This window comes from Nguyenibacter vanlangensis (genome assembly GCF_038719015.1).
GTDB lineage: Bacteria > Pseudomonadota > Alphaproteobacteria > Acetobacterales > Acetobacteraceae > Gluconacetobacter > Gluconacetobacter vanlangensis.
Genome location: NZ_CP152276.1, coordinates 747185 through 772764, shown reverse-complemented (window position 1 = coordinate 772764; position 25580 = coordinate 747185). Strand labels below are relative to the sequence as shown.

Below are 25580 nucleotides of genomic sequence, written 5' to 3'. Positions count from 1 at the left end.
CATGCCGCTCGGCCCTTGCGTCCGGCCCGCGCCGTCCCCACAGTCCACCCCATGCCCGCACCCGCCCGCGCCAAAGCCCGCCGTCCCGATCCGTCCGCCGAAATCGTGACCTTCCAGCCCGAACGGCAGCCGCCGAAGGAAAAGACGCGGCGCCTGACCATCAGCGCGCCCTACGAACCGGCGGGCGACCAGCCCCAGGCGATCGCCGAACTGGTCGCGGGGATCGCGGCGGGCGAACGCGACCAGGTGCTGCTGGGCGTCACCGGCTCGGGCAAGACCTTCACCATGGCCAAGATCATCGAGGCCACGCAGAAGCCGACCCTGGTGCTGGCGCCGAACAAGACCCTGGCCGCTCAGCTCTATGGCGAGATGAAGCAGTTCTTCCCCGACAACGCGGTGGAATATTTCGTCAGCTACTACGATTACTACCAGCCCGAGGCCTATGTCCCGCGCTCGGACACCTATATCGAAAAAGACAGTCAGATCAACGAGCAGATCGACCGGATGCGCCACGCCGCCACCCAGGCGCTGCTGGAACGCAACGATGTCATCATCGTGGCCTCGGTGTCGTGCATCTATGGCATCGGCTCGGTCGAAACCTATTCACGCATGGTGGTGCGGCTGGAAACGGGGGGCGAGATCGATCGCGAGCGGCTGGTCAAGGCACTGGTCGAACTGCAATATCGCCGCAACGACGCGGCCTTCCAGCGCGGCACTTTCCGGGTGCGCGGCGAGAGCATCGATATCTTTCCGGTGCAGAACGAGGACCGGGCCTGGCGGGTCTCGCTGTTCGGCGACGAGATCGATTCGATCATCGAGTTCGATCCGCTGACCGGCGACAAGACGGGCGACCTGCAGGACATCAGCGTCTATGCCAACAGTCACTATGTGACGCCGCGCCCCACGCTGAACCAGGCGGTGGTGGGCATCAAGCACGAGCTGCGCCAGCGCCTGGCCGAACTGGCCGATGAGGGCAAGCTGCTGGAGGTCGAACGGCTGCAGCAGCGCACGACCTTCGATCTCGAAATGATCGAGACCACCGGCGTGTGCAAGGGAATCGAGAATTATTCCCGCTACCTGTCCGGCCGCAAGCCGGGCGAGCCGCCGCCGACCCTGTTCGAATATCTGCCCGAGGACGCGCTGCTGATCGTCGATGAGAGCCACGTCACCGTGCCGCAGATCGGCGGCATGGAACGCGGCGACTATGCGCGCAAATCCATCCTGTCCGAATTCGGCTTCCGCCTGCCGTCCTGCCTGGACAACCGGCCGCTGAAATTCGCCGAATGGGACAAGTTCCGGCCCCAGACCCTGTTCGTCAGCGCCACCCCCGGACCGTGGGAGATGGAGCGGGTGGGCGGCGTGTTCGCCGAGCAGGTCATCCGCCCGACCGGCCTGATTGATCCCGTCACCGATATCCGTCCGGTCGAGCGGCAGGTCGACGACCTGCTGGCCGAATGCCGCCTGACGATCGCGGCCGGCGGCCGGGTGCTGGTCACCACCCTGACCAAGCGCATGGCCGAAGACCTGACCGATTACATGAACGAATCCGGGATCCGCGTCCGCTATCTGCATTCCGACGTCGATACGCTGGAGCGGATCGAGATCATCCGCGACCTGCGGCTGGGCGCCTTCGACGTGCTGATCGGCATCAATCTGCTGCGCGAAGGGCTGGACATTCCCGAATGTTCGCTGGTCGCGATCCTGGACGCGGACAAGGAAGGATTCCTGCGCTCGCGCACCTCGCTGATCCAGACGATCGGCCGCGCCGCGCGCAATGTCGACGGGCGCGTGCTGCTCTATGCCGACACCATGACCGACAGCCTGCGCTACGCGGTCGAGGAGACCGCCCGCCGGCGCGAAAAACAGTCGGCATGGAACGCGGCGCACGGCATCACCCCGCAATCGGTCCGCAAGCAGATCGGCGAGGCCCTGTCCTCGGTGTTCGAGCAGGATTACGTCACCGTCTCGCCGCTCAAGGGCGAGACGGTCGGCGAATTCGTCGGCAAGGACCTGGGCAGCACGATCGCCGAACTGGAAAAGCGCATGCGCGCCGCCGCCGCCGACCTGGAATTCGAGACGGCGGCCCGGTTGCGCGACGAGATCAAGCGGCTCGAGGCGCTGGAACTGGGGCTGGAACCGGCCCCGGCCCCGGTCTCGACCGGCGGCACGCCGGCCACGTCCGGCCGGCCGCCCCGCCGCAAGGGGGCCAAGGTGCCCGAACCGCTGGGGCCGGGCGGCGGCGGCTACGACCCGTCCAAGGGGCGCGGCCCCCGGCGTCGCGGCGCGCGATAGGGCGGCCCGCCCGACATGGATCGTGATTGGGGATCGTGATTGGGCCGAATCGCCCGGCCGCGTGAAGATGCGCCGAAAGCAAGAGGGCAGGGTGGCCTATGCCAGAGCAGCTTATGCCAGGGCAGCATATGCCGGAGCAGCGCATGATCGAACTGGCGGCGGGCTCGGCGCGGCTGGGATTGCTGCCCGGCCTGGGCGGAGCCGTCGCCTACTGGACGAGCGGCGGGCTCGATATCCTGCATGCCGTCGCGGACCCCAACCTGCTGGCCCAGCGGGGCCGCGCGGTCGCCGCCTATCCGCTGGTGCCGTTTTCCAACCGGGTGGCGGATGGCTGCTTTCAGTTCGACGGCGTGCCATACCGGATGCGGCCGAACTTCGCCGGCGAGCCCCATGTCATCCACGGCAATGGCTGGGAACATGCCTGGCGGCTGGAATTGCTGTCCGACGACAGCGCCACCCTGGGCCTGTCCTGGAATCCGCACCTGGATCCCCGTCATCCGAATCCGCAATGGCCCTTCGCCTATCGCGCGCAACTGCGATTCGACCTGCGGCAGGACGGGCTGTCGATCGGCATGCTGATCGAAAATACCGATCAGCATCCGCAGCCGGCGGGCCTGGGATTCCATCCCTATTTTCCCCGGCGCGGCGCCCTGCATCTGGGATTTTCCGCCGGCACAGTCTGGACCAACGACGACCGCCACCTGCCGGCGCTGCGCGTGCCCGCCACGGGCGAGTGGTCGTTCGAGCAGATGCGTCCCATCGGCGCGCAGGCGATCGATCATTGCTATGCGGAATGGAGCGGCGCGGCCTTTCTGCGCTGGCCGCAGGACAATCTGGCGCTGACGATCGCGGCCGACGACCCGTTCCGCCACCTGGTTCTCTATACCCCGCCCGGCCGGCCCTTCATCGCCGTCGAACCGGTGACCCACATGAACGATGCCCTGAACCACCCGGGCGTGGCCGACGGGGGCCTGCGAATCCTCGCCCCCGGCCGCAAGCTGGAAGGCCATATCCGTCTTGCCCTCACGGGGTGCTGAGTCCGCCCGGTTCTTGCCGTCATGCGACTCCGCCACGATTTTTCCACCCGAAGGGTTTCAGATTCGGGACGCTCGGGCAAAATGGCCTCCATGACCGATGACGACGACGACGACGACCGCCCCCGCGCGCCGGATGGGGTGTCGCGCTACATGACGGCGGCCGGCCTGGCCGCGATGCGCGGCGAGCTGAACGCCCTGCTGCGCGACGAGCGGCCGCGAATCGTCGAAATCGTCTCCTGGGCGGCCGGAAACGGCGATCGCTCGGAAAACGGCGACTATCTCTACGGCAAGAAGCGCCTGCGCGAGATCGATCGCCGGGTGCGTTTCCTGACCCGCCGGATCGAGAAGGCGATCGTCGTCGATCCCGCCGCCCAGACCCGGCGCGACCGCGTCTTCTTCGGCGCCACCGTGACCTATGCGACCGAGACGGATGAGGAACGCACGGTCACCATCCTGGGGGTGGACGAGGCCGATCTCGCCGCGGGCCAGGTCAGCCTGGCCTCGCCCGTCGCGCGCGCCGTGCTTGGCGGGCGGGTCGGGGACGAGGTCCGGCTGATGACGCCGGCCGGGGCCGAGATCATCGAAATCCTGCGGATCGCCTATCCCGAACCGGACGGCGCGCGGCAATCCGCTTCCGCCAGCGTGTTATGAGGTTTTTCGATACCCCGAACTCGACTAAGAAGCGGGGGCGGACGACCCTTGACGTCGTTCGGGGTTCGAATCGCGTCCGGAGGTTGCGTCCATGTCCCGCCCGCTGAAGGTTGCCGTGCAGATGGATCCCCTGGCCGGGATCGACATAAACGGCGATTCGACCTTCGCCCTGATGCTCGAGGCCCAGGCGCGGGGGTACGAGCTGTTCGTCTACCACGTCCAGGGACTCAGCCTGCGTGAGGGCCGCCACGGCGCCGTCCGCGCCGAGCGCCTGACCGCCCGCGCCCGCCCGGCCGCCGTCCGGCGCGTCAGGGGCGACCATGCGACCCTGGGCGAGGAACGGATCCTGGACCTGTCGCAGATGGACGTCATCCTGATGCGGCAGGACCCGCCCTTCGACATGGCCTACATCACCGCCACCCATATGCTGGAGCATGTCCACGGCATCGGCCCGGACCGCGCCCTGGTGGTCAACGACCCGGCGTCGGTGCGCAACGCGCCCGAGAAGCTGCTGGTCACCCATTATCCCGACCTGATGCCGCCGACCCTGGTGACGTGGGACCAGCAGGCCATCCGCGATTTCCGCGCCGAATGGCGCGACATCATCGTCAAGCCGCTGTTCGGCAATGGCGGCGCCGGGGTGTTCCGCATCCGCGAGGACGACGAAAACCTGAACGCCCTGCTGGAAATGCATTTCGCCCGCTCGCGTGAGCCGCTGATGATCCAGCGTTATGAACCGGCGGTGCGGCGCGGCGACAAGCGGATCATCCTGGCCGACGGGCAGCCGATCGGCGCGATCAACCGTGTCCCGGCCGAGGGCGAGGCGCGGTCGAACATGCATGTCGGCGGCAAGGCGGTGCAGGTCGCGCTGACCCCCCGCGACCGCGAGATCTGCGCGGCGATCGGCCCGATGCTGCGCGAGAAGGGGCTGATCTTCGTCGGGATCGACGTGATCGGCGACTGGCTGACCGAAATCAACGTGACCTCGCCGACCGGGCTGCAGGAAATGGCCCGCTTCGACGGCATCAATTCCGCCGGCCTGATCTGGGATTGCATCCTGCGCCGGCTGGAGGGCGCAGGCGACGGCGCGGGCGGATTTGTGGCCTGACGGCGTGACGCGCGCCCGTGGCCACTTGAAGACAATCGCCCGGCAGGGCAGAGAGGATTCCTGATGAGCGAAGTTCTTCAAGATGCCTCGCCCGAGGCCAGTGGGGCGGCGACCGCCGTCGGGGGCTATACGCCCGCCCCGCGTTCCGCCCTGGATGCCGAGGCCGTGAAAGCCGCCTATCGCCGTTGGGCGGGGGTCTATGACGCGCTGTTCGGCGGCGTGTCGGCATTCGGCCGCAAGCGCGCGGTCGCCGCGGTCAACAGCCTGCCCGGCACCGCAGTGCTCGAAGTCGGGGTGGGCACCGGCCTGGCGCTGCCGCATTACCGGTCGGACAAGCGCATTACAGGCATCGACCTGTCCGGCGACATGCTGGACCGCGCGCGCCAGCGCGTGGCGCGCATGAATCTGCGCCATGTCGACGCGCTGCTGGAAATGGATGCCGAGGAGACGCGCTTCGCCGACGGCTCGTTCGACGTCGCCGTGGCGATGTTCGTCGCCTCGGTGGTGCCCAATCCGCGCCGCCTGCTGGCCGAACTGAAGCGCGTGGTCCGGCCCGGCGGCCATATCCTGTTCGTCAATCATTTCCTGGCCACCGGCGGCGTACGCCTGGCGGTGGAACGCAGCATGGCCCGTGCCTCGCGTTCGCTGGGCTGGCATCCGGATTTCGCGATCGAATCGCTGCTGCCGCCGGCCGACCTGGCGCGGGCCAGCATCCACCCCGTGCCGCCCGCGGGGCTGTTCACCCTGGTGGTCCTGCCGCGCGATCCGGCCGCGCCGTCGGCCGAAACGCGGGCCTGATATTCCCCCAGGACATCCCTGGTGCACCCCCCGGGGCGTCCCTTCGGGCCCGGCGGGGCTCGTTTTTCCCCGCACGCTCCGGTAAAGTCGCGGCGAATTGAGCAGGGCCGCCCGTCCGGCCCCTTGTCGCAGGAGGTTGGGCGCATGCCGACAGAGGGCCAGGTTCCAGCAGCGGTCGGAACCGGCAGCTTTCCGGCGCGACGCGGTCGCGTCTTCAGTCACAGGCATGTCGGCACGCTGTATCTGGCGCTTGCCGTCCTGGCCGGGCTGGCCGGCGGCGCGCTGGCGCTGCCGCTGCAACTGGCCCAGGCCGGGCAGGGCGCCGCTTCCGGCGGCGGACTGGCCCGGGCCGCGATCGACCATGGCGCGCTGATGGTGCTGTTCTGCGCCTTGCCGGCCCTGACGGGCGGGTTCGGCACCTGGTTCGTGCCGATGCTGCTGGGCGCGCCCGACATGGCCTCCCGCCGGGCTTCCCTGCTGGCCTGGATCGGCCTTGCCGTCAGCTTCCTCCTGGTCCTCTCCGGCGTGCAGGTCGGGCTGGGCATGCTGCTGTGGTGCGCGGCGATGCTGGGCTGGTCCATCAACATGGCCGCCACCGTGCTGAACATGCGCCGTCCGGGCATGGACCTGCGCGCGATGCCGCTCTTCGCCTGGGCCCAGGCGCTGACGGCGCTGATGATGGTGGTGACCCTGCCGGTCCTGGCGGCGTCGCTGACGCGCGGCCTGCTCGCGGGCGCGCCGCACGGCGCGGGACAGGCCGTTCCGGCCCTGCGCGCCTTCTCCGGTCCCGAAATCGGCCTGCTGCTGCTGCCGGCCGCCGGAATCGTCTGCCAACTGGTCGAAACCTTCTCCGGCGTGGCGCTCCGCCGCCGGGCCGCCGCCCTGGGCGCGATGGCGGTGCTGTCGGTCGGCGGGGCCACGATCTGGGTGCATGACCTGTTTTCCGGCGGCCTGGCGGCCCAGCCGGCGGCCCGCCCCGTGATCGAGCAGGCGGCGACCGGCCTGCCGATGCTGGTGCTGCTGGCGGTCTGGGGCGCGACGGTGCGGGCCGGGCGGCCGGTCTTGCGCGTGCCGATGCTGTGGGCCTGCGCCTTTGCCGCCCTGCTGCTGGCGGGGCCGGTCCTGGCCTGGCTGGGCGGCGTTCCGGCCGGCCATGCCGTGGCGCTGCCGGCCGCCCTGTTCGCGACCTTCGGCGGGTTCTATTACTGGATCGGCAAGATGACCGGCCACCAGTGCCCCGAGAGCGGGGGCCGGCTGCATGTCGCGCTGGCGACGGCAGGCACGCTGCTGTGCCTGGCCCCGCACCGGCCGGCCTGCGTGCTGGCGGGGGTGATCCTGCTGGGCCTGTCGATGCTGGCCTTCGTCATCACCGCCGGCCTGGCGCTGCGCGGCGGCGCGCGGGTGCGCGCGGCCAATTACTGGGGCCCCGGCGCACGTACGCTTGAATGGACCCTGGCCACGCCGGCGCCGCGCGACGCCTTCGCCGATTTCCCGTATCGCGGAGCCGGCGCATGAGCCTCTCCCTTTCCGAGGACGCGACCCGCTTCGACGCCGCCCTGGTCGGGACCGAGGCCAGGGACTGGGTCGCGCTGCTCAAGCCCAGGGTGATCTCGCTGGTGGTGTTCACCGGGGCCGCCGGGCTGGCCATGGCGCCGGGCCGGATCAACCCGCTGATCGCCTGCATCGCCATCCTGTGCATCTGCATGGCCTCGGGCGCGGCCGGGGCGATCAATATGTGGTACGACCGCGATATCGACGCGGTCATGACCCGCACCGCCCGCCGCCCGATCCCCGACGGCCGCATCCGCGCCGATGCCGCGCTGGGCTTCGGCATCGGCCTGTCCGTGGCCTCGGTGCTGCTGATGTGGCTGGCCACCAACCTGCTGGCGGCCTGTGTGCTGGGGTTCTCGATTTTCTTCTATGCCGTGGTCTATACGATGTGGCTCAAGCGTTCGACGCCGCAGAACATCGTCATCGGGGGCGCCGCCGGCGCGTTTCCGCCGATGATCGGCTGGGCGGCCGCCACCGGTTCGCTGGGCGTGATGCCCGTCGTCATGTTCGCGATCATCTTCCTCTGGACCCCGCCGCATTTCTGGTCGCTGTCGCTCTACGCCTGCAAGGATTACGGCCGGGCCGGCATTCCCATGCTGCCGGTGGTGCGCGGTGCGCGGCATACGCGCTGGCAGATCCTGTGGTACACGCTGGCGCTGTCCGCGGTCTCGCTGGTGCCCCCGGCCCTGCATCTGGCGGGTTGGCTCTATGCCGCGACCACGATCCTGCTCGATGCGGGCTTCGTCTTCTGCGCGGTGCGGGTATTGGGCGACCGGCAGGACGCGGACGGCACAAGCCTGACCGGCGACAAGCCCGCCCGCCACGCCTTCCGTTTTTCGCTGGCCTATCTCTTCCTGCTGTTCTGCGGGCTGCTGGCCGATCATGTCCTGATCGGAGGATAAGGGACGATGCCGACGGAACAGCCGATTTCCCTCACCGCGGCGCAGGCGGCGGAATATGCCCGCCGGCATCGCGGCCGCGTCATCGGCGCCGCGATGACGCTGCTGGCGCTGGCCGCGATCATCTACGGGCTGGCGCTGGTCAGGCTGTAGGGCCGGTCACCGTGCCTGCTGGATCGCCGACAACAGCCACGCCCCGCCGCGCGACGGCCGGACGAAGGTCCAGAGTTCTGTCGTGGTCACCCGCTCGGTCGAACTGCCGTCGATCACGTGGCCGACCATGTCGGTGGTGATGTCCACCATCGAATAACGCATGGCGACGGTGGCATAGTCGAAGCCGTTTTCCGACCAGGCTTCGGCCAGGTCGCCCCGCTCGAAGCGGACGTCCGAGACCACGTTGCGGGCCCCACGGCTGGCCAGGTCCGAAAGCTGCGCGTTGAAATACCCAACCATTTCCGGCGTCGCCATATGCTGCAGCGCCGGCAGGTTCTGCTGGCTCCAGGCCGCCTGGATATCGACCAGCAGCCGCTGGAATGCGCGGTAATCGTCCGGGGTGACGGTCAACTGGTCGGGCGCCGGGCCCTGGCCATAGGCCCCGGGCGCCGCCGGCATGCTCATCCGTCGCGCGGCGCCGCCCGAAAACCGCCGGACCAGCCAGCCGACCAGCAGCCCCAGCAGCAGCAACTGGATCAGGAAGCCGAAGAAACTGCCCCCGCCATGCAGCCCTCCGGCAATCCCGTGCCCGAACAGCACACCGAACAGGCCGGCCCCCAGCAGCCCGCCCAGAAACCCGCCGGCAAAGGGATGCGGCCGCGCATAGGGCGCGCCATAAGGCGCTCCGTACGGCGAACGCGGGAAGGCGGAGGGATTGCCGGAATATCCGCCCAGGGGCGATGGCGATTGCGGCGTGATCGAACGCTGCATCGGTGCCGCGCCATAAGGCGCCGTCGTGGTCGGGGCAGGGGCGCTATAGGTCCGCGATCCCCGGCTGCCCAGCGACATCCCGCCGCCCGGCCGGGCATCCGCCTGGTATGCCAGGCCGCCCTGCGCGATCGCGAGGGCCGTGCCCAGCAGCAGGAACGCCGCACGGCGCGCCAGGCGAGGCCGGACGGTACGGGTCGGAATGGTCATGCGGTCTGTTCCTGTCCTGTCTGATGCTGGGCCTGTCTGACGGGGGCCTGTCTGACGGGGGCCGTATTCAGGCCCCGGCGATCATCATGTCGTCGATCCGGATCGTCGGCGCGTTGGTCGCCCGGCGGAATTCCAGGTCGTCGGCCAGTACCATCCGGGCGAACATGTCGTTCAGGTTGCCGGCGATGGTCAGTTCGGCGACCGGTTCGGCCAGCACGCCGCCCCGGATCATGAATCCCGCAGCCCCGCGGCTGTAATCGCCGGTCAGGCCGTTGATGGCCGATCCCATCAGTTCGGTGACATAGATCCCCTCGGCGATGTCCTGCATCAGCGCGGCCGGCGTCAGCGTGCCGGGGCGCGCGTACAGGCTGCCCAGCGACGGGACGGGCGGCGCGGACGGTCCACGGCTGGCCCGGCCGTTGCCGGTGGTCCCGATCTGCCGCGCGCTGCGCGAATCCAGCGCCCAGTTCGTCAGCACCCCGTCGCGCACGATCTCCAGCACGCCGCTCCGCACGCCTTCGCCGTCGAACGGGTGCGCCGCCAGGCCGCGCGGTCGCGTGGGGTCGTCCAGGACGTCGAGGCCGGCCGGCATGATTCGCTGGCCCATCCGGTCCTTCAGGAAGGACGTGCCCCTCGCGATCGCGTTGCCGTTGACCGCGCCGGCCAGATGCCCCAGCAGGCTGGCCGACACGCGCGGATCGTACACCACCGCCATCCTGCCGGTGCGCGGCCGGCCGGGATTCAGCCGCGCGACCGTGCGCTCGCCGGCGCTGCGTCCGATCGCGGCGGGATCGTCCAGGTCGGCCAGATGCACCGTGCTGTGATAATCATAGTCGCGCTGCATGCCCGTGCCGTGCCCGGCCAGTACGCTGGCCGACACCGAATGGCCGCTGCGCGCATAGCGGCCGGAAAACCCGGCCGAACTCATCAGCACGATGTCCGACAGGCTGGCGGTGGCCGACCCGCCATTGCTGTTGGTCACCCCGGCCACCGACAGCGCGGCATCCTCGGCCGCGCGCGCGCGCGCAAGCAGCGATGCGGTGTCCGGACGCGCCATGTCCAGCAGATCCAGGCCCGTGCCGTCCACGAACCCCGTCTCCGCCAGGGGCGACAGCCCGGCATGCGGGTCCTCGGGCACCACGCGGGCCATGGCCAGCGCCTGCTCGACCAGGGGCGCGAACCGCTCGGGGTCCAGCCCCGTGGCCGACACGATGGACGACCGGCGCCCGACGAACACCCGCAGGCCCAGGTCCTGGGTCTCGGATCGTTCCAGGTCCTCGGTCCGGCCGTTGCGGACCTGCACGCCCTGGGTCGTGCGCGCCAGGTACAGCGCGTCGGCCGCATCGGCCCCGGCCGCGCGGGCCATGGCCAGCAGGCCGCCGATCAGGTCCAGCGGATCGCCGGTCATGCCGCAAGCGCCTCGGCGATGGCGGCGACGTCCGGCATCTGGCTTACCGGCCCCAGCGACGCCAGGGTCGGTCGGCCACGGAACAGCCGCGCGGCCACGCGCTGCACGTCGCCGATGCCCACCGCGTCGATCCGCGCCACGGTCTCGGCGGTCGGGATCAGCCGGCCGAATATCTGCAATTGCCGGGCCAGTTGCTCGCAGCGGCTGCCGGTGCTTTCCAGCGACATCAGCAGCGAGGACTTCAACTGCGCCCGCGCCCGGTTCAGCTCATCCTGGCCGATGCGGGTCTGCACCTTGCGCAGTTCCTCCAGGGTCACGGGGACCAGTTCCTCGATCTGGTCGCCACCTGTGCCGGCATAGATCCCGAACAGCCCGCCGTCGCGGAACGGCGCGTTGAACGAATAGACCGAATAGACCAGCCCCCGCTTCTCGCGGATCTCCTGGAACAGGCGCGACGACATGCCACCCCCCAGCAGGGTCGACAGCAGCAGGACCGGATAATAATCCGGATCGCCATAGCCGACGGACGGAAAGCCCAGCACCACATGGGCCTGGTCCAGGTCCTTCTCCTTGCGGAACTCCCCGCCCAGATAGCGGGATTCGAACGAGGCCGAACCCGCCTGCGCCGGCAGGTCGGCGAAATGCCGCTGGACCAGCGCCACCACGTCGTCATGCGCCAAGTTGCCCGCTGCCGCGATCACCGTGTTCGCGGTGGTGTAATGGGTGCGCATATAGCGCATCAGCGTCTCGCGGCTCATCTCGCGGATCAGGGGCTCGGTGCCCAGGGTCGGGCGGCCCATCGGCTGGCCGGGAAACGCGGTTTCCTGGAAATGGTCGAAGATGATGTCGTCGGGCGTGTCGTTCGCCTGGCCGATCTCCTGCAGGATGACCCCGCGCTCGCGCTCGACCTCGTCGGGGGCGAAGGTGCTGTGGGTCAGGATATCGCCGATGATGTCGACCCCCAGCTTCAGGTCTTCCTTCAGCAGCTTGACGTAATAGGCCGTGTGCTCGCGCGCGGTATAGGCGTTGATGTGCCCGCCCACATTCTCGATCTCCTCGGCGATCCCGGCGGCGCTGCGGCTGTCCGTCCCCTTGAAGGCCATATGCTCCAGGAAGTGCGAGACGCCGTTCTCCGCGGCGTGCTCATGGCACGTACCGGCGGCCACATAGGCGCCGAAGGATACGGTCTCCACGCGTTCCATATGTTCGGTAACGACCGTCAGGCCGGAAGGGAGGCGGGTGACGTTGATCTGCTCTGTCATCAGGGTCCTGCGTGACGGTCCGGCCGGCGGGGCCGGACGTCCGGGTCATGGAAAAAAAATCGCTCAGGCGTTCTTCAGCACCGCGGCCCGCACCCGGTCTTCGACCGCGTCCAGCCGGGCGGCCACCACCTCGTAACGTTCGGGCCGGTCGAATAGATCCGCCAGCCGCGGCGGCAGGGCGGGGCGAATCCCGATGGCGGCCTCCATCGCGTCGGGAAACTTGGCCGGGTGGGCGGTCGCCATCGCCACCATCGGAATGCCCGGTTCGCGGAACATCCGCCCGGCGGCGATCCCGATGGCGCTGTGCGGGTCGGCCAGGTAGCCGCTTTGCGCATACAGCTTGCGGATTTCGGTCTTCGTGGCCTCGTCGTCAAGGGCCAGGGCATGGAACAGCTCGGCGGCCCGCCGCCAGGTCGCGTCGGGCACCGCCATGCGGCCGGTGCGGCGGAAATCGGTCATGATCCGTGCGCAGGACGCGGCGTCCCGGTCCAGCAGCTCGAACAGCAGCCGCTCGAAATTCGACGAAACCTGGATGTCCATCGACGGCGACAGGCTGGGGACCACGCCCTGCACGCTCATGTCGTTGCCGCGCAGGAAGCGGGTCAGGATGTCGTTGCGGTTCGACCCCACGCACAGCGCCCGCACCGGCAGCCCCATGCGCCGCGCCGCCCAGGCGGCCAGGATGTTGCCGAAATTGCCGGTCGGCACGGCAAAGGCGACCGCGCGGTCCGGTGCGCCCAGGGCCAGCGCGGCATAAACATAGTACGGGACCTGCGCCGCGATGCGGGCCCAGTTGATGGAATTGACCGCCGACAGGCGCATCTCCTGCCGGAAGGGGGCGTCGGCGAACATCCCCTTCACCAGGTCCTGGCAGTCGTCGAACGTACCCTGCACCGCCAGATTGGTCACGTTGGGTTCCAGCACGGTGGTCATCTGCCGCCGCTGCACGTCCGAGGTGCGGCCCTCGGGATGCAGGATGACGGTCTTGACCCGGGTACGGCCCCGGCACGCCTCGATCGCCGCCGACCCGGTATCGCCCGAGGTCGCGCCCACGATGGTCACGTGCGCGTCCCGTTCGGCCAGCACATGGTCGAACAGCCGGCCCAGCAACTGCATCGCCATGTCCTTGAAGGCCAGGGTCGGCCCGTGGAACAGTTCCTGGACGAACAGCCCGTCTTCCACCTGCACCAGCGGCACGATCGCCGCATGGTCGAACCCGGCATAGGCCTCATGGCACAGGCGCCGCAACGTCTCGGGGGCGATGCTGCCGGCGGCGAAGGGCCCGATGATCCGCGCCGCCAGTTCGGGATAGGACAGGCCGCGCAGCGCGCGCCAGTCATCGGCGCTCAGGACAGGCCAGGTCTCGGGCAGATACAGCCCGCCATCCTCGGCAAGGCCGGCCAGCAGGACCTCGGAAAAATCGCGGACAGGGGCCTGACCCCGGGTAGAGACGTAACGCATGACGCGATCATACCGCCAAGCCGACCCGCCGCGAAGGGGGCGCGTTTACCCCCGCGCGGCTATCGCATCGGGGCGATGGCGGGTCTTGCGAACGGATCGGCCGCGGGACCTGGCCCGAGTTGAGGGGCGCGGAACTCTCCGTGCGTCTGGCGAGACTACGTCAGCACTGGAGGAGCATTCATGGCCATTTAAGACATCGCGGACGGAGTCCCGTTTACAGGTGGTATTTTGGGGCTTTCCACGAACGTGGGAAATGGGGCTCGATTGACTAAAGATCTCTCTAATCCGCTTTGCGTGCTGAGCGACTGAATCGACGGAGACGAAAGTTGAGCGCACAATCTAGGGCCATAGTTTTAAATGGAGGCTCGAGTTCGGGAAAGTCTTCCATCGCTCGCCTGCTGAAAGAACGCTTGAAGGGTAGGTGGCTATCTTTCGGGATCGACGACCTCATACAGGCGATGCCATACCGCGATCTTAACGATGGCGATGGACTGACGATTTCTCCTTCAGGAAAAGTCGATGTCGGCGGGGCTTTCCGGGCATACGAGCAGGCGTGGATGTGCGGCCTCCAAGCTGTCGCTGAGCGCCAAGTCGGCCTGATTCTGGAGGACGTATTCATCAGCGGTCCGACAGCCCAACAACGGTGGAAAGAAAACCTCTGTGGCTCGGACATCTTGTGGGTCGGGGTGATGTGCCTTCCAAATGTTGCGGAACAGCGCGAGCTTGCGCGGGGCGACCGGCAAAAAGGGATGGCGCGTCTACAGGCGGAAAGCGTTCACGCAGGGATTGAGTATGACATGGTTGTGGATACGACATCGGCATCGACAGGCAACTGCGTCGATTTAATCGTAATGGAGGCGGAACGGAGATGGCGCTCTGGAAGATGAAACCCCGAGGCCAGCCACTCACTAACATGTCTCAAAACCGCAACGAGTCGGGCTCGCAGGTCGCTTGAATTCGCGTTTATGGGGGCGCCTGGCTGCCTTCAACCCACGAGAGGGCGCAGCCTCCTTGCCCCATATCTTTGATAAATAATCGGTTTCCAAAGGCAACGCCTTTGGTGGGGCTCGGGGCAAAGCCCCGAAAACGAGACCGCAGGACGGTCAGCCATTTTGCCCATGGATATGAATTCACCCCGCGTGGAACCGCGCGGTTCAGTATTTCGGCGGCGGCAGCGCCCCGACATCGACGCGATACAGGTCCAGCGGCCATCGTACTTCGGCCCGCCCGCCATCGAATCGCGGCGTGCGGTCCAGTTGGGCCACGGGGACATAAAGCTGGCCCCCCGGGGTAACATAAGGCTCGGCCGGCCAGCGCAGGCGCGGGTCGACGACGATCCGCTGATAGATCCGCCCGGCGGTGAAGCGGAAAATGCTGCCGGTGGACACGTCGTCGAAATACAGCGTGCCATCGCGGTCCACCGTCATCCCGCCCAGTGGCGGCGTGTTGTACCAAAGCGTCGCTCCGTCATCCAGTTCGACCCCGGTGACGCTGGTATCGGTCAGCAGGTCGGTGCCGATCCGGTAGAGCGGCCCGCACAGAGGCTGGTAATACAGCCACTGACCGTCGGGGCTGACTTCCAGATGGTTCACGTTCACGGCCGCGACATGGCCGTTCGCCCCCCGCAGCACGCGTCCGCCGGTCATGATCGGCCGCTGCGCCGTCAAGGACGGGTGATGATCCAGCAGGCGGCGCTGCCCGCCATGGCCCGGCCCGTCGCCAAGGTCGATCACGATCAGCCCGGCGACGCCCGAATCGCCGACGAAGCCATGGCCGCGGGCGATGCGCACGCCCGCCGGATGGCTGCCTGGCCGCAGCACGGCCGGGTCGATCGGCACGATGCGCGTCACCGTGCCGTCCGTGGTGTCGATCCGCGCCAGCTTGGCGCCGCCCGGCACGGCGCGCCCATCCGCGCCGATGCCGCTATCCACCACCCACAGCGCCCCATCGCCGGTCAGATGCAGTCCCTCGACCGAGATGAAGCGTCGCGCCGGATCGCGCGTTGCGTCGTGCCATCCGGCGTCCGGGTAGGGGCGCTGCGTGCCGTCCGCGTCGCGCACGGTCAGCGACGGGCCCGTGCCGCCCGCCCAGGCGGGATAATCCAGGACCATGCGTCCATCCGGCAGCACGACCACCGCGTTCCACACCCGCCCGTCGCTTTGAGCGACCGGCACCAGCGGCGCGGACGGGTCGAGCGGCGGCGCGGGCTTGGCGGCCCAGGCCGCCGGGGCCCCGCAGGAGAGAAGAAGGGTCAGCGCGCCGGCGGCCAGGCGCGGGCCGGCCGGGCGCGGGATCGGAAGGAAACGTGCCATCGGCGGCATGTCGCCACGATCGGCCGCCGATGGCAACCGCCCGGATTCGTATGGCGGCCCTTCCTGTTTGCAGCGCGTCCCGTTTCAGGCCGCGCCGCAATAGCGCCGGCGCAGATGCGCGCGATAGGAAGCGGTCGACGGCGCCGCCCCGGTGGCCGCGCGGATGATCTCGGGCGTGGACAGCCGGCTGGCCTGGCTGTGGACATGGGTGCGCAGCCAGTCCAGCAGCGGGGCGAAATCGCCCCGGGCGATGCCGGCCCCGATCGCCGGATCGGCATCGAACGCCGCCTGGCGCAGTTGCGCGGCCAGGATCGCCCCCATCGTATAGGTCGGGAAATATCCCCACGCGCCAGACGGCCAGTGGATGTCCTGCAGGCAGCCCAGCCGATCGTTCGGTACCGTCAGGCCCAGCAGGTTGAAAATGCCGGCATTGAACGCTTCCGGCAGGTCGCGCAGCGCCAGGCTGCCGTCGATCAGCGCGGTTTCCAACTGGTAGCGGACCAGCACATGGGCGGGATAGGTCACTTCGTCCGCGTCCACGCGGATGAAGCCTGGCCGCACCCGGGTCACGGCATGGTACAGCGACTCGGCCGACCAGGCCGGGTCCGAATCGTCGCCGCCGAACGCATTGCGCAGCAGCGGCGCCAGCCAGTCGATGAAGGGGCGCGACCGCGCGACCTGCATCTCCATCAGCAGCGACTGGCTTTCATGCAGGCTCATGCCGCGCGCCTGGCCGACCGGCTGCGTATGCCAGGCGGGCGGCAGGCCCTGCTCGTACAGCGCGTGGCCCGTTTCATGCACCACGCCCATCAGGGCGTTCAGCACGTCGTTCTCGTCATAGCGGGTGGTGATGCGCACATCGTCCTCGGCGCCGCCGCAGAACGGATGGATGCTGACATCCAGCCGCCCCCGCGCCATGTCGAAACCCAGCGCCTGCATGACCTGCCGTCCCACCGCTTCCTGACGATGCATGGGAAAGGGGCCGGCCGGCAGTGCGGAGGCGGGCAGGGCGGCCTGGTGCGCCCGCGCATCGGCGATCAGCGCCGGCAGGTCCCGGCGCAGTTCGGCGAAGACCGGGTCGATGTCCGTGCGCCGCGTGCCGGGATCGTACTGGTCCAGCAGCGCGTCGTACGGCGCCAGGCCCAGCGCCGCGCCCTTCGCCTGGGCCAGCTCGCGGGTGCGGTCCAGCACCTCGGACAGATAGGGCAGCAGCATGGCGAAATCGCTGTCGCGCCGCGCCTCGCGCCACGCCATCTCGCAGCGCGAGGCCGCGCGCGACGTGGCCTCGACCAGGTCCGCCGGCACCGAGGCCGCATGCAGATAGGCCCGGCGCATCTCGGCCAGGTTCGCGGCTTCCCATGACCCGGCGGGGGCGTGCGCCTGTTCCAGCAGGGTCTCGACCGCCGGGTCGGTCAGCATCTCGTGGCACAGCACGTTCAGCGTCGCGATGCTCTCGGCCCGGCTGTCGCCGGCGCCGGCGGGCATCATCACGTCCTTGTCCCAGCCCAGGATGCCCAGCGCATTGCGGATGCGGCCGATGCGCGCGAAATGCTGCGCAAGCTGCCCATAGGCGGTCAGGGACGGGTCGTCGGGCGCAGTGTCGGGCGCAGTGTCGGGCATGGCATCTTCCTTGGCGCGCCGCCATGGGCTGGCGGAGCCGGATGGGGCGACCTTCAGGCGATCAGCGTCTCCAGCGGCGGCCCGGCCTCGCCCGACGCCGCTTCCTCGGCCTCGCGCAGGCCCTGCAGCAGCGCCTCGCGGATTTCGGTCAGCCGCTTCTCGTCCATGATCTTCAGGCCGAACAGGTCCTTGACATAGAACACGTCGACCGCCCGCACGCCATAGGTCGTGATATGGGCCGAGGCGATCTGCAATTTATGCTCGCTGATGGCGCGGGTGACGTCATGCAGCAGGCCCGGCCGGTCGCGGCCGTTGATCTCGATCACCGTATGGGTGTTCGACGCGCGGTTGTCGATGACCACGCGTGGCGGCACGTGGATCGCGCGCATCCGCCGCCCATAGCGCATGCGCCCGACACAGGCGATTTCCTTGCCGATATCCAGCCGGCCCGACAGGGTCTGCTCGATCAGCGCGGACAGCCGCGCAAGCTGCTGCGGCTCCTCGAACGCCTCGCCGCCGCCATCCTGGATCCAGAACGTATCCAGCGCCATGCCGTTGATCAGCGTATGGATCCGCGCATCGACGATCGACGCGCCCGCGATCGCCAGCGCCCCGGCGATGTGCGAGAACAGGCCCGGATGGTCGGCGGCATAGATCGTGACCTCGGTGACGCCGCGCGCCGGCAGGGGCTGCGTCTCCACCGTCAGCAGCGCGTCCCGCGCCTCGGATTCGCGGATCAGCCGGGCATGGCGCGCATGGGTCTCCTGGTCGAAGGACAGCCAATAGCTGCCATAGCCCAGCCCCAGGAAATGGTCGGTCTCCTCGCGGCTGGCGCCGTCCTCCTCCAGGATGGCGGCGACGGCTTCCTTGGCGCGCGAGACACGGATGTCGCGCTCGGTCGTCGCCAGCCCGCCTTCCAGCACCTCGGCCACCCGCATATACAGTTCGTGCAGCAGCGTGGCCTTCCAGGCGTTCCACACGCGCGGGCTGACGGCGCGCATATCCACGATCGTCAGCAGCAGCAGCAGGCGCAGCCGCTCGGGCGACTGGATCGTGTCCGCCAGGTCCAGGATCGTCTTGGGGTCGTCGATATCGCGCTGGAAGGCGGTCTGGCTCAGCAGCAGGTGATGCAGCACCAGCCACGACACCGTCTCGGTCTCCTCGCCGGACAGGCCCATCTCGGGGCAGACACCCAGCGCGATCTCGGACCCCAGCTCGGAATGGTCGCCGCCACGTCCCTTGGCGATGTCGTGCAGCAGCACGGCGACATACAGCGCGCGGCGCGACTGCAGGTTGCGCGCCAGGTCATAGGCCAGCGGAATCTCGTCCGCCATGGCCCCGTGCTCGATCCGGCCCAGGATGCGGATGGCCTCGATCGTATGCTCGTCGACCGTGAAGACATGATAGGTGTCGAACTGCATCTGCCCGACGATGCGCGACCAGTCGGGCAGCAGCCGGCCCATGATCCCGGTCTCGTTCAGGATGTGCAGCCAATAGGCATTGCCCTGGCGCCGGTCCTGCGCCGTGGCGTGGAAGCTCGGCGCCTCGTCGCCGGCGTCTTCCCTGGTTTCGCCCCGCGCCGCCCGGCCTGCCCGGTCCGGCGGGCTGCCGCACAGCAGTTCCAGGAAGATCCGCGATGCCTCGGGATCACCCCGCAGGCTGGCCGCCCGCCGTTCCCAGCGGATCAGTTCGTGCATCGCCAGCGGATGGATCGGCAGCTTGCGCGCGCGCGCCAACTCCAGCAGCCGCATCATCTGGATCGGCTCGTCGTCGAAGGCGGTGCCGCGCGCGGGCAGGATCTGCCCGTCCAGCACGGTAAAGCCCGCGTCGCGCATCGTGCCGTCGGCCTGCGGCGCGTTGGCGGCGGCCCCCAGGGCCTGGCGCATCACCGCGGGTTCCAGCACATGGGTCAGGCGCATGACCTCGCGCACCGTCAGGAAATAATGGCGCATGAAGCGCTCGACCCCGACCTGCCGCCCATGGCGCGTATAGCCCATGCGCGCGCCCACCACAGGCTGCACGTCGAAGGTCAGGCGCTCTTCCGCCCGGCCCGAGATGTAATGGAGATGCAGCCGCACGCTCCACAGGAAATTCCATGACCGCCGCGCCCGCTTGGCTTCCTGCTCGGTCAGCAGGCCCAGCGCCCCGAACCCCGGCGACAGCAGGTCGGCCACGTGGCGCGTGCCGAACGTGTAGCGGCACATCCAGTACAGCGTCTGCAGGTCCCGCAGGCCGCCGCGCCCTTCCTTGACATTGGGCTCGACCAGGTATGGGCTGTCGCCGAAACGGTGATGGCGCGCCGTGCGCTCCTTGCGCTTGTCGGTGATGAAGCGCGCGGCCCCGGCCTCGACGCACGCGACGATGTAGCGGGCCTCGAACATCGCGAACAGCGCGTCGTCACCGGCCAGCAGGCGCGCATCCAGCAGGGTGGTGCGCACCGTCGTGTCGGCCTCGGCCTCGGCGATGCATTGCGGAATCGACCGCGTGGCATGCCCCACCTTCAGCCCCAGGTCCCACAGGAAATACAGGATATATTCGACGACCAGGCTGATATCGGCCGATGGCTCCTCCTGGGTCAGGAACAGCAGGTCGATGTCGCTGAACGGGGCCAGCATGCCGCGCCCGTACCCGCCGGTGGCCGCCACCGCCAGATGCCGCGCGCCGGGTCCGATCGCATCCGCCAGCGCGCAATCCAGCGTGAAATCCACCAGCGTGCGGATCATCCCGTCGGTATGCAGCGCCAACTGCTTGGCGGCCGACGCGCCATGCAGGCGATGGGCCTCGAATTCCTCGCGCACCGATGCCTGGAAGCGCGCCAGGTGCCGGCGGAACAGCCCGATCGCCTCCTCGCGCGGGACGGGCGCGCCGGTCGTGACCGAGCGGAGCGACGCCGCGAGGCTTCGGGTCAGATCCCCGGCGGACGGGGACAAAGAAGACGGGGTCGGCATCGCGGCTTGTTCGATTTCCTGCAGGGGGCTGGTGTCGGATTATAATCCGGCTTTCCTCTATCCGTGGTCCAGAAGTCAGGATTCTTCAAGCATCAGTTTCTTGAGCGCATAGACCATGTCCAGCGCGGTACGCGGCGTCAGCTCGTCGGGGTTCATGCGATCCAGCATGTCCCGCACCGCGTCGGGCAGCCCGGCGTCGTCCGGCCCGGATTGGGTTGTCTCGACGTCTTTCGCCCCGGCCTCTTTCGCTCCGACGTCGTTTGCCCTGGCTTCACCGGCGCTGAACAGCGGCAGCGGCCGCGCCCCCACCGCGCGGTCCTTCTCCAGCCCGGCCAGCAGGCGGGCCGCGCGGCGGACCACGGGTTCCGGCACGCCGGCCAGCCTTGCGACATGCACGCCCCAGCTACGGCGCGCGCTGCCGGGCACGACCTCGTGCTGGAACACGACCTGGCCCTTCCATTCCCGTACGCTCATCGTATGCGGCGACAGGCGCGGCAGGCTCTCGGCCAGCTCGGCCAGTTCATGGAAGTGCGTTGCGAAAATCGAGCGGCAGCGCAATGTCGAATGCATGGCTTCCAGCACCGACCAGGCGATGGCCAGCCCGTCCAGGGTCGCCGTGCCGCGCCCGATCTCGTCCACCACGACCAGCGAACGCGGGCCCGCCTGGTTCAGGATGGCGGCGGTCTCGGTCATCTCGACCATGAAGGTCGAGCGGCCGCGCGCCAGGTCGTCCGACGCGCCGACGCGCGAGAACAGGCGGTCGACGACCCCGATGCGCGCCGCCTTGGCCGGCACCGGCAGCCCCGCCTGCGCCAGGATGACCGCCAGCGCCGTCTGGCGCAGGAAGGTCGATTTGCCGGCCATGTTCGGCCCGGTCAGCAGCATGACGCGCTGCGCCGGTTCCAGCACGCAATCGTTGGGCGTGAAACGCTCGCTGCGCGGCAGGGCGGCCTCGACCACCGGATGGCGGCAGGCGGTCAGGGTAAAGGCATCGTCGTCCGTGACCTCGGGCCGGCACCACAGCCCGCCCGCCGCCAGGTCGGCGCAGGATTGCAGCACGTCCAGCCGCGCCAGCGCGCCCGCGATCGCCGGCGGCCCTGGATCGTCCAGGATCTCGCGCACCAGGGCCGCGAAGATCAACCGTTCGCGCGCCGCGGCCCGCTCGGCGGCCTCGGCGATGCGGCGGTCCAGGCCGACCAGTTCGTCGGTCGAAAAACGCGCGGCGCTGGCCGTGCCCTGGCGCAGGATCAGGTCGCTGCGTTCGCGCAGGCGTCCGGCCGCCGCCGCCGGGATCTCGATGACATAGCCCAACTGCGCGTGATGCCGGATCTTCAGGCTGGCCAGTCCGAATTTCTGGGCATAATCGTTCTGCAGCCCGGCGATGATCCGCCGGCTGTCGTCGCGCAGGGCGCGCTCGGCGTCCAGTTCGCCGTCGAAGCCCGGGGCGATCACGCCCCCATCCTCCAGCCGCGCGGGCAGATCCTCGGCCAGCGCCTGGTTCAGCCGGGCTTCCAGCGCCGTGGCTTCGCCCAGATGCGACGCCGCATCCGCGACCAGCGTCGGCGGTGCGGTGCGTCCGTCGGCCAGCGCCCGGGCGATCCGCCGCGCGATGGCCAGCCCGTCGCGCACCGATGCCGCGTCGCGCGGCAGGCCGCGGCCCAGCGACAGCCGGCCCAGCGCGCGCGCGATGTCCGGGGCGCCACGCAGCGCCTGGCGCAGCGCCGCGCGCACGCCGCCTTCCTGCACCAGCCAGCACCAGCCATCCTGCCGGGCGGCGATCGCTGCGCCCCGCGTCAGGGGGGCGGCGATCCATTCGGCCAGCAAGCGGCTGCCCGGTGCCGTCACCGTGCGGCCGACGCTGGCCAGCAAAGTATGCTCGCTGCCGCCCTCGCGGGTGCGCAGCAGGTCCAGGCTGGCCCGGGTCGCGGGGTCCAGGCCCAATATGCCGCCATCCTCGTGCGGATGCGGGCGCGACAGGCGCGGCATCCGCCCGGCCTGGCTGCGCCGGATATAATCCAGCGCCATGGCGGCCGCGACGGCTTCCTCGTCGGAAAACGTGCCGAACGCATCCAGGCTGGCGGCCTGGAAGGTCTCGGCCACCCGCTTGCGGGCTGTCGCCGCCTGCGGGGTAACGGTCGCGGGCGCCCTGCGGGACGCGAAATCGCCCAGCTCGATCTCGCCCGCCGCCAGGATTTCGGCCGGGTCCAGCCGCCCCAGCAGGTCCACCAGCCGCTCGCCGCCGATCGAGGCGGTCTCGAACGTACCGGTGGAAATATCAATCCACGCCACGCCCCAACCATGCGACGCGGCGCCCCGCCCGGCGCGCGGGGCCACGGCGACCAGCAGGTTCTGCCGCCCGGCCTCCAGCAACTCGTCCTCGGTCAGGGTGCCGGGGGTCACAAGCCGGACCACGGCGCGCGCCAGCGGCCCCTTCGGGCCGCCCTTGCCGGGCTTGCGCGGCGGTTCGGTCTGCTCGGCCACCGCCACGCGGAAGCCGCGCCGAATCAGCCGCGCCAGATAGGACGGCGCCGCGCCCACCGGCACCCCGCACATCGGGATCGGCATGTCGCCATGCGTGCCCCGCGCCGTCAGCGCGATGTCCAGCGCCCCGGCCGCCGACTCGGCGTCCGAGAAGAACAGTTCGTAGAAATCGCCCATGCGAAAGAACAGCAGGGCTTCGGGATGTTCGGCCTTCAGTGAAAACCACTGCGCCATCGCGGGCGTGGCGCCGTCTGGCGAAGGAAGCGTCATGCCCGCCTGTGTACAGGCGCGGGCTGCGATGCGCCAGCCGCGAATCGGCGCCGGTCGCTCATGCCGGGCGGCCCCGCCGGCGCGCCAGACGCGCGCGCACCATCGCCCCGACCGTGCGCAATTCCGCGACACCCAGAAGCTGCAGCCCGGCGCCGTAGGCCAGCATGCCGGCCAGAACCAGCACCCCCATCGCCGGAACGCGCAGCGGATTGGGCCGCACCGCCAGCGGGCCCAGCACCGTCAGGTCCAGCATCACCAGCACCACCACCATGCCCAGCGCCGCCAGGACCATGCGTCCGACCCGCGACAGCGTGCCCGCCCCCAGGCGCAGCGCCCCGCGCCGGTGCAGCACCCCGCCCAGCAGCGCGACATTGACCATCGCCGCCAGGCTGCTGGCCAGCGGCGGCCCGACATGGGCCAGCGGCCGCATCAGCACCAGGTTCAGCACGAAATTCAGCAGCAGCGTCGCCAGGCCGATCCGCACCGGCGTGGCGGTGTCGCCGCGCGCGAAGAACCCGGGCGAGAGGACCTTGATCAGCACGAAGGCCGGCAGTCCCAGCGCATAGGCCCGCAGCGACTGCGCTGACAGCATGGCGTCGCGCGGACTGAACGCCCCATGGCCGAACAGGGTGGCCATGACCGGCCGGGCCAGCACCATCAGCGCCAGCGCCGACGGCACGGTCAGGATCAGCGCATATTCGATCGCCCGGTTCTGCGTCAGGTGCGCATTGTCGCTGTCCTGGGCCGAGACATGGCGGCTGAGCACCGGCAGAAGGGTCGTGCCCGCAGCGGCCCCCAGCACGCCCAGCGGCAACTGGTTCACCCGGTCGGCGAAATACATCAGCGACACGCTGCCTTCGGGCAGCAGGGTGCCGATCATGGTGTCGACCAGCAGGTTTATCTGGGTGATCCCGCTGCCCAGGCACCCGATGGCCATGCGGCCGATCAGGGTGCGGATGCGCGCGGTCAGATGCGGGACGGGCAGGTACAGCCGAAACCCCGCGCGCCGCGCGGCCTCCAGCAGCAGGGCCAGTTGCACCACGCCCGACGCGGTGATGCCCCAGGCGGCGGCGCGCGCCACGTCGCCGGTCAGCGGCGTCAGGACGAAGATCGCGGCGATGCCCACGATGTTGAAGGTGACGTAGGCCGCCGCCGCCACCCCGAAGCGATGCAGCCCGTTCAGCACCCCCGACACCAGCGCCGCGCCGCAGATCAGCACCAGGTAGGGGAAGGTGATACGGCTCAAATTCACCGCCAGCCCATAGCGGCTGCCGGCATGGCTGAAGCCCGGGGCGATGATCCGCAGCACCACCGGCATGAAGATTTCGCCCAGCAGCGCGATCACCGTCAGCCAGGCCAGCAGCACGCTCAATGTCTCGCTGGCGAAGCGGCGGGCATGCTCCTCGCCGTCGGTCGTCAGGGTGGCGGAAAACAGCGGGACGAAGGCCGCGTTCAATGCCCCCTCGCCGAACAGGCGGCGAAACATGTTCGGCAGGCGGAACGCGACCTGATAGGCGTCCTGCACCGGTCCGGCGCCCAGGAACGCGGCCAGAAGCTGGTCGCGCACCAGCCCCAGCACGCGGCTGAGCATCGTCCAGCCTCCGACGGTCAGAAAACCCTTCAGCACGCGCCGGACCTCCTTTTGCTCCGCATCGGGAATCCGCCGGATCAGTGGTCCAGGATCGCCCGTTCTATGGCCAGGCGCATGCGGCGGGATTCGGGCGATGTCAGGCTGACGAACCAGTTTGCCAGCCTGCCGTCGCGCCCGACCAGGTATTTATAGAAATTCCAGCGCGGCCGGGACAGAAATCCGCCCTCCTGCGTCAGCCAGCGGAACAGCGGCAGCGTCTGGTCGCCGCGCACGTGGCTGCGGGCGGCCATCGGAAAGGTCACGCTGTAATTGCGGCTGCAGAAGGTCGCGATCTCCGCGTCGCTGCCGGGCTCCTGGTCGCCGAAATCGTTCGACGGCACGCCGATGACCGTCAGATCGCTGCCGCGATAGAACGACCAGATGGCCTGCAGCCCCTCATATTGCGGGGTAAAGCCGCATTTCGACGCGGTATTGACGATCAGCAGCGGCTTGCCCCGCAAGGCCCCCAGATTGATGGAGCCGCCCTCCAGGGCGGGCAGGGTGAAATCATAGACGCTGGTCATGGAACCGATTCTGTCCGTTGCACTCTATCCGAACGGAAACAGTAGAGCAGATCGCCCCCGCGTCGAAGAGCCAATCGCGCGAAGATACCCGATATAACAATAAAATAGCGTAATTTATCACGGCGGCGGGCCATTCGCGCGCTTTCCTGCCCCGTCCCGTCTGGACAGCGCCCGCCCGCGCGGACAGTGTCGTTGCC

The 25580-nt window shown here is 69.1% G+C and carries 19 protein-coding genes; 9 read left to right on the top strand and 10 right to left on the bottom strand.

Annotation, left to right across the window (positions count from 1 at the left end):
• Window positions 1-51: 51 nt before the first annotated feature.
• The 8 genes from uvrB to AAC691_RS03545 all read left to right on the top strand — a co-directional run bounded on the left by uvrB (window position 52) and on the right by AAC691_RS03545 (window position 8489).
• Window positions 52-2292, top strand: a complete 2241-nt coding sequence (gene uvrB / locus AAC691_RS03580; RefSeq protein ID WP_342628974.1) for an excinuclease ABC subunit UvrB — start codon at window positions 52-54, stop codon at window positions 2290-2292.
• Window positions 2293-2405: 113 nt separating this feature from the next.
• Window positions 2406-3329, top strand: a complete 924-nt coding sequence (locus AAC691_RS03575; protein WP_342628973.1) for an aldose 1-epimerase — start codon at window positions 2406-2408, stop codon at window positions 3327-3329.
• A gap of 90 nt (window positions 3330-3419) precedes the next feature.
• Complete coding sequence (gene greB / locus AAC691_RS03570) at window positions 3420-3980, top strand: transcription elongation factor GreB (RefSeq protein WP_342628972.1); 561 nt, start codon at window positions 3420-3422, stop codon at window positions 3978-3980.
• Between the two features lie 91 nt (window positions 3981-4071).
• On the top strand, window positions 4072-5088 hold the full coding sequence (gene gshB, locus AAC691_RS03565; RefSeq protein ID WP_342628971.1) for a glutathione synthase: 1017 nt from the start codon (window positions 4072-4074) through the stop codon (window positions 5086-5088).
• 63 nt (window positions 5089-5151) lie between these two features.
• Window positions 5152-5886: a class I SAM-dependent methyltransferase gene (locus tag AAC691_RS03560; protein WP_176641258.1), complete on the top strand. Its 735-nt coding sequence runs from the start codon at window positions 5152-5154 to the stop codon at window positions 5884-5886.
• A 144-nt stretch (window positions 5887-6030) separates the two neighbouring features.
• Window positions 6031-7401, top strand: coding sequence for a cbb3-type cytochrome c oxidase subunit I (locus AAC691_RS03555; RefSeq protein ID WP_342628970.1), 1371 nt, complete (start codon window positions 6031-6033; stop codon window positions 7399-7401).
• The gene (locus AAC691_RS03550; RefSeq protein ID WP_342628969.1) at window positions 7398-8339 is read left to right on the top strand and encodes a heme o synthase; all 942 of its coding nucleotides are present in this window, start codon (window positions 7398-7400) and stop codon (window positions 8337-8339) included. The genes AAC691_RS03555 and AAC691_RS03550 overlap by 4 nt, the downstream gene beginning before the upstream one ends.
• A 6-nt stretch (window positions 8340-8345) precedes the next feature.
• Complete coding sequence (locus tag AAC691_RS03545; RefSeq protein ID WP_176641150.1) at window positions 8346-8489, top strand: hypothetical protein; 144 nt, start codon at window positions 8346-8348, stop codon at window positions 8487-8489.
• Window positions 8490-8495: 6 nt separating this feature from the next.
• On the opposite strand, the gene AAC691_RS03540 is transcribed toward AAC691_RS03545, so the two are convergent.
• From AAC691_RS03540 to thrC, 4 genes are all read right to left on the bottom strand, one after another.
• A complete protein-coding gene (locus AAC691_RS03540) occupies window positions 8496-9467 on the bottom strand; it encodes a TIM44-like domain-containing protein (protein WP_342628968.1) in 972 nt (323 codons plus the stop codon).
• Between the two features lie 67 nt (window positions 9468-9534).
• Window positions 9535-10875 carry a TldD/PmbA family protein gene (locus tag AAC691_RS03535; RefSeq protein WP_342628967.1) on the bottom strand — a complete coding sequence of 447 codons (1341 nt, stop codon included), beginning with the start codon at window positions 10873-10875 and terminating at the stop codon, window positions 9535-9537.
• Window positions 10872-12137, bottom strand: coding sequence for a pitrilysin family protein (locus AAC691_RS03530; RefSeq protein WP_323991211.1), 1266 nt, complete (start codon window positions 12135-12137; stop codon window positions 10872-10874). Before AAC691_RS03530 ends, AAC691_RS03535 begins: the two co-directional genes overlap by 4 nt.
• A 63-nt stretch (window positions 12138-12200) precedes the next feature.
• A complete protein-coding gene (gene thrC / locus AAC691_RS03525) occupies window positions 12201-13598 on the bottom strand; it encodes a threonine synthase (RefSeq protein ID WP_342628966.1) in 1398 nt (465 codons plus the stop codon).
• A 326-nt stretch (window positions 13599-13924) separates the two neighbouring features.
• Between thrC and AAC691_RS03520 the strand changes: the two genes are divergently transcribed.
• Window positions 13925-14485, top strand: coding sequence for a phosphotransferase-like protein (locus AAC691_RS03520; protein WP_342628965.1), 561 nt, complete (start codon window positions 13925-13927; stop codon window positions 14483-14485).
• A 267-nt stretch (window positions 14486-14752) separates the two neighbouring features.
• Here AAC691_RS03520 and AAC691_RS03515 read toward each other — a convergent pair whose 3' ends face one another.
• From AAC691_RS03515 to AAC691_RS03490, 6 genes are all read right to left on the bottom strand, one after another.
• A complete protein-coding gene (locus AAC691_RS03515; RefSeq protein WP_342628964.1) occupies window positions 14753-15910 on the bottom strand; it encodes an L-dopachrome tautomerase-related protein in 1158 nt (385 codons plus the stop codon).
• Window positions 15911-15994: 84 nt separating this feature from the next.
• Window positions 15995-17530, bottom strand: a complete 1536-nt coding sequence (locus tag AAC691_RS03510) for a carboxypeptidase M32 (RefSeq protein WP_342628963.1) — start codon at window positions 17528-17530, stop codon at window positions 15995-15997.
• 53 nt (window positions 17531-17583) lie between these two features.
• Complete coding sequence (locus AAC691_RS03505; RefSeq protein WP_323991207.1) at window positions 17584-20478, bottom strand: [protein-PII] uridylyltransferase; 2895 nt, start codon at window positions 20476-20478, stop codon at window positions 17584-17586.
• A 75-nt stretch (window positions 20479-20553) separates the two neighbouring features.
• Window positions 20554-23229, bottom strand: coding sequence for a DNA mismatch repair protein MutS (mutS, locus tag AAC691_RS03500; protein WP_342628962.1), 2676 nt, complete (start codon window positions 23227-23229; stop codon window positions 20554-20556).
• Between the two features lie 58 nt (window positions 23230-23287).
• A complete protein-coding gene (gene murJ / locus AAC691_RS03495; protein WP_323991205.1) occupies window positions 23288-24856 on the bottom strand; it encodes a murein biosynthesis integral membrane protein MurJ in 1569 nt (522 codons plus the stop codon).
• 41 nt (window positions 24857-24897) lie between these two features.
• A complete protein-coding gene (locus AAC691_RS03490) occupies window positions 24898-25383 on the bottom strand; it encodes a glutathione peroxidase (protein ID WP_176640489.1) in 486 nt (161 codons plus the stop codon).
• Between the last annotated feature and the right edge of the window lie 197 nt (window positions 25384-25580).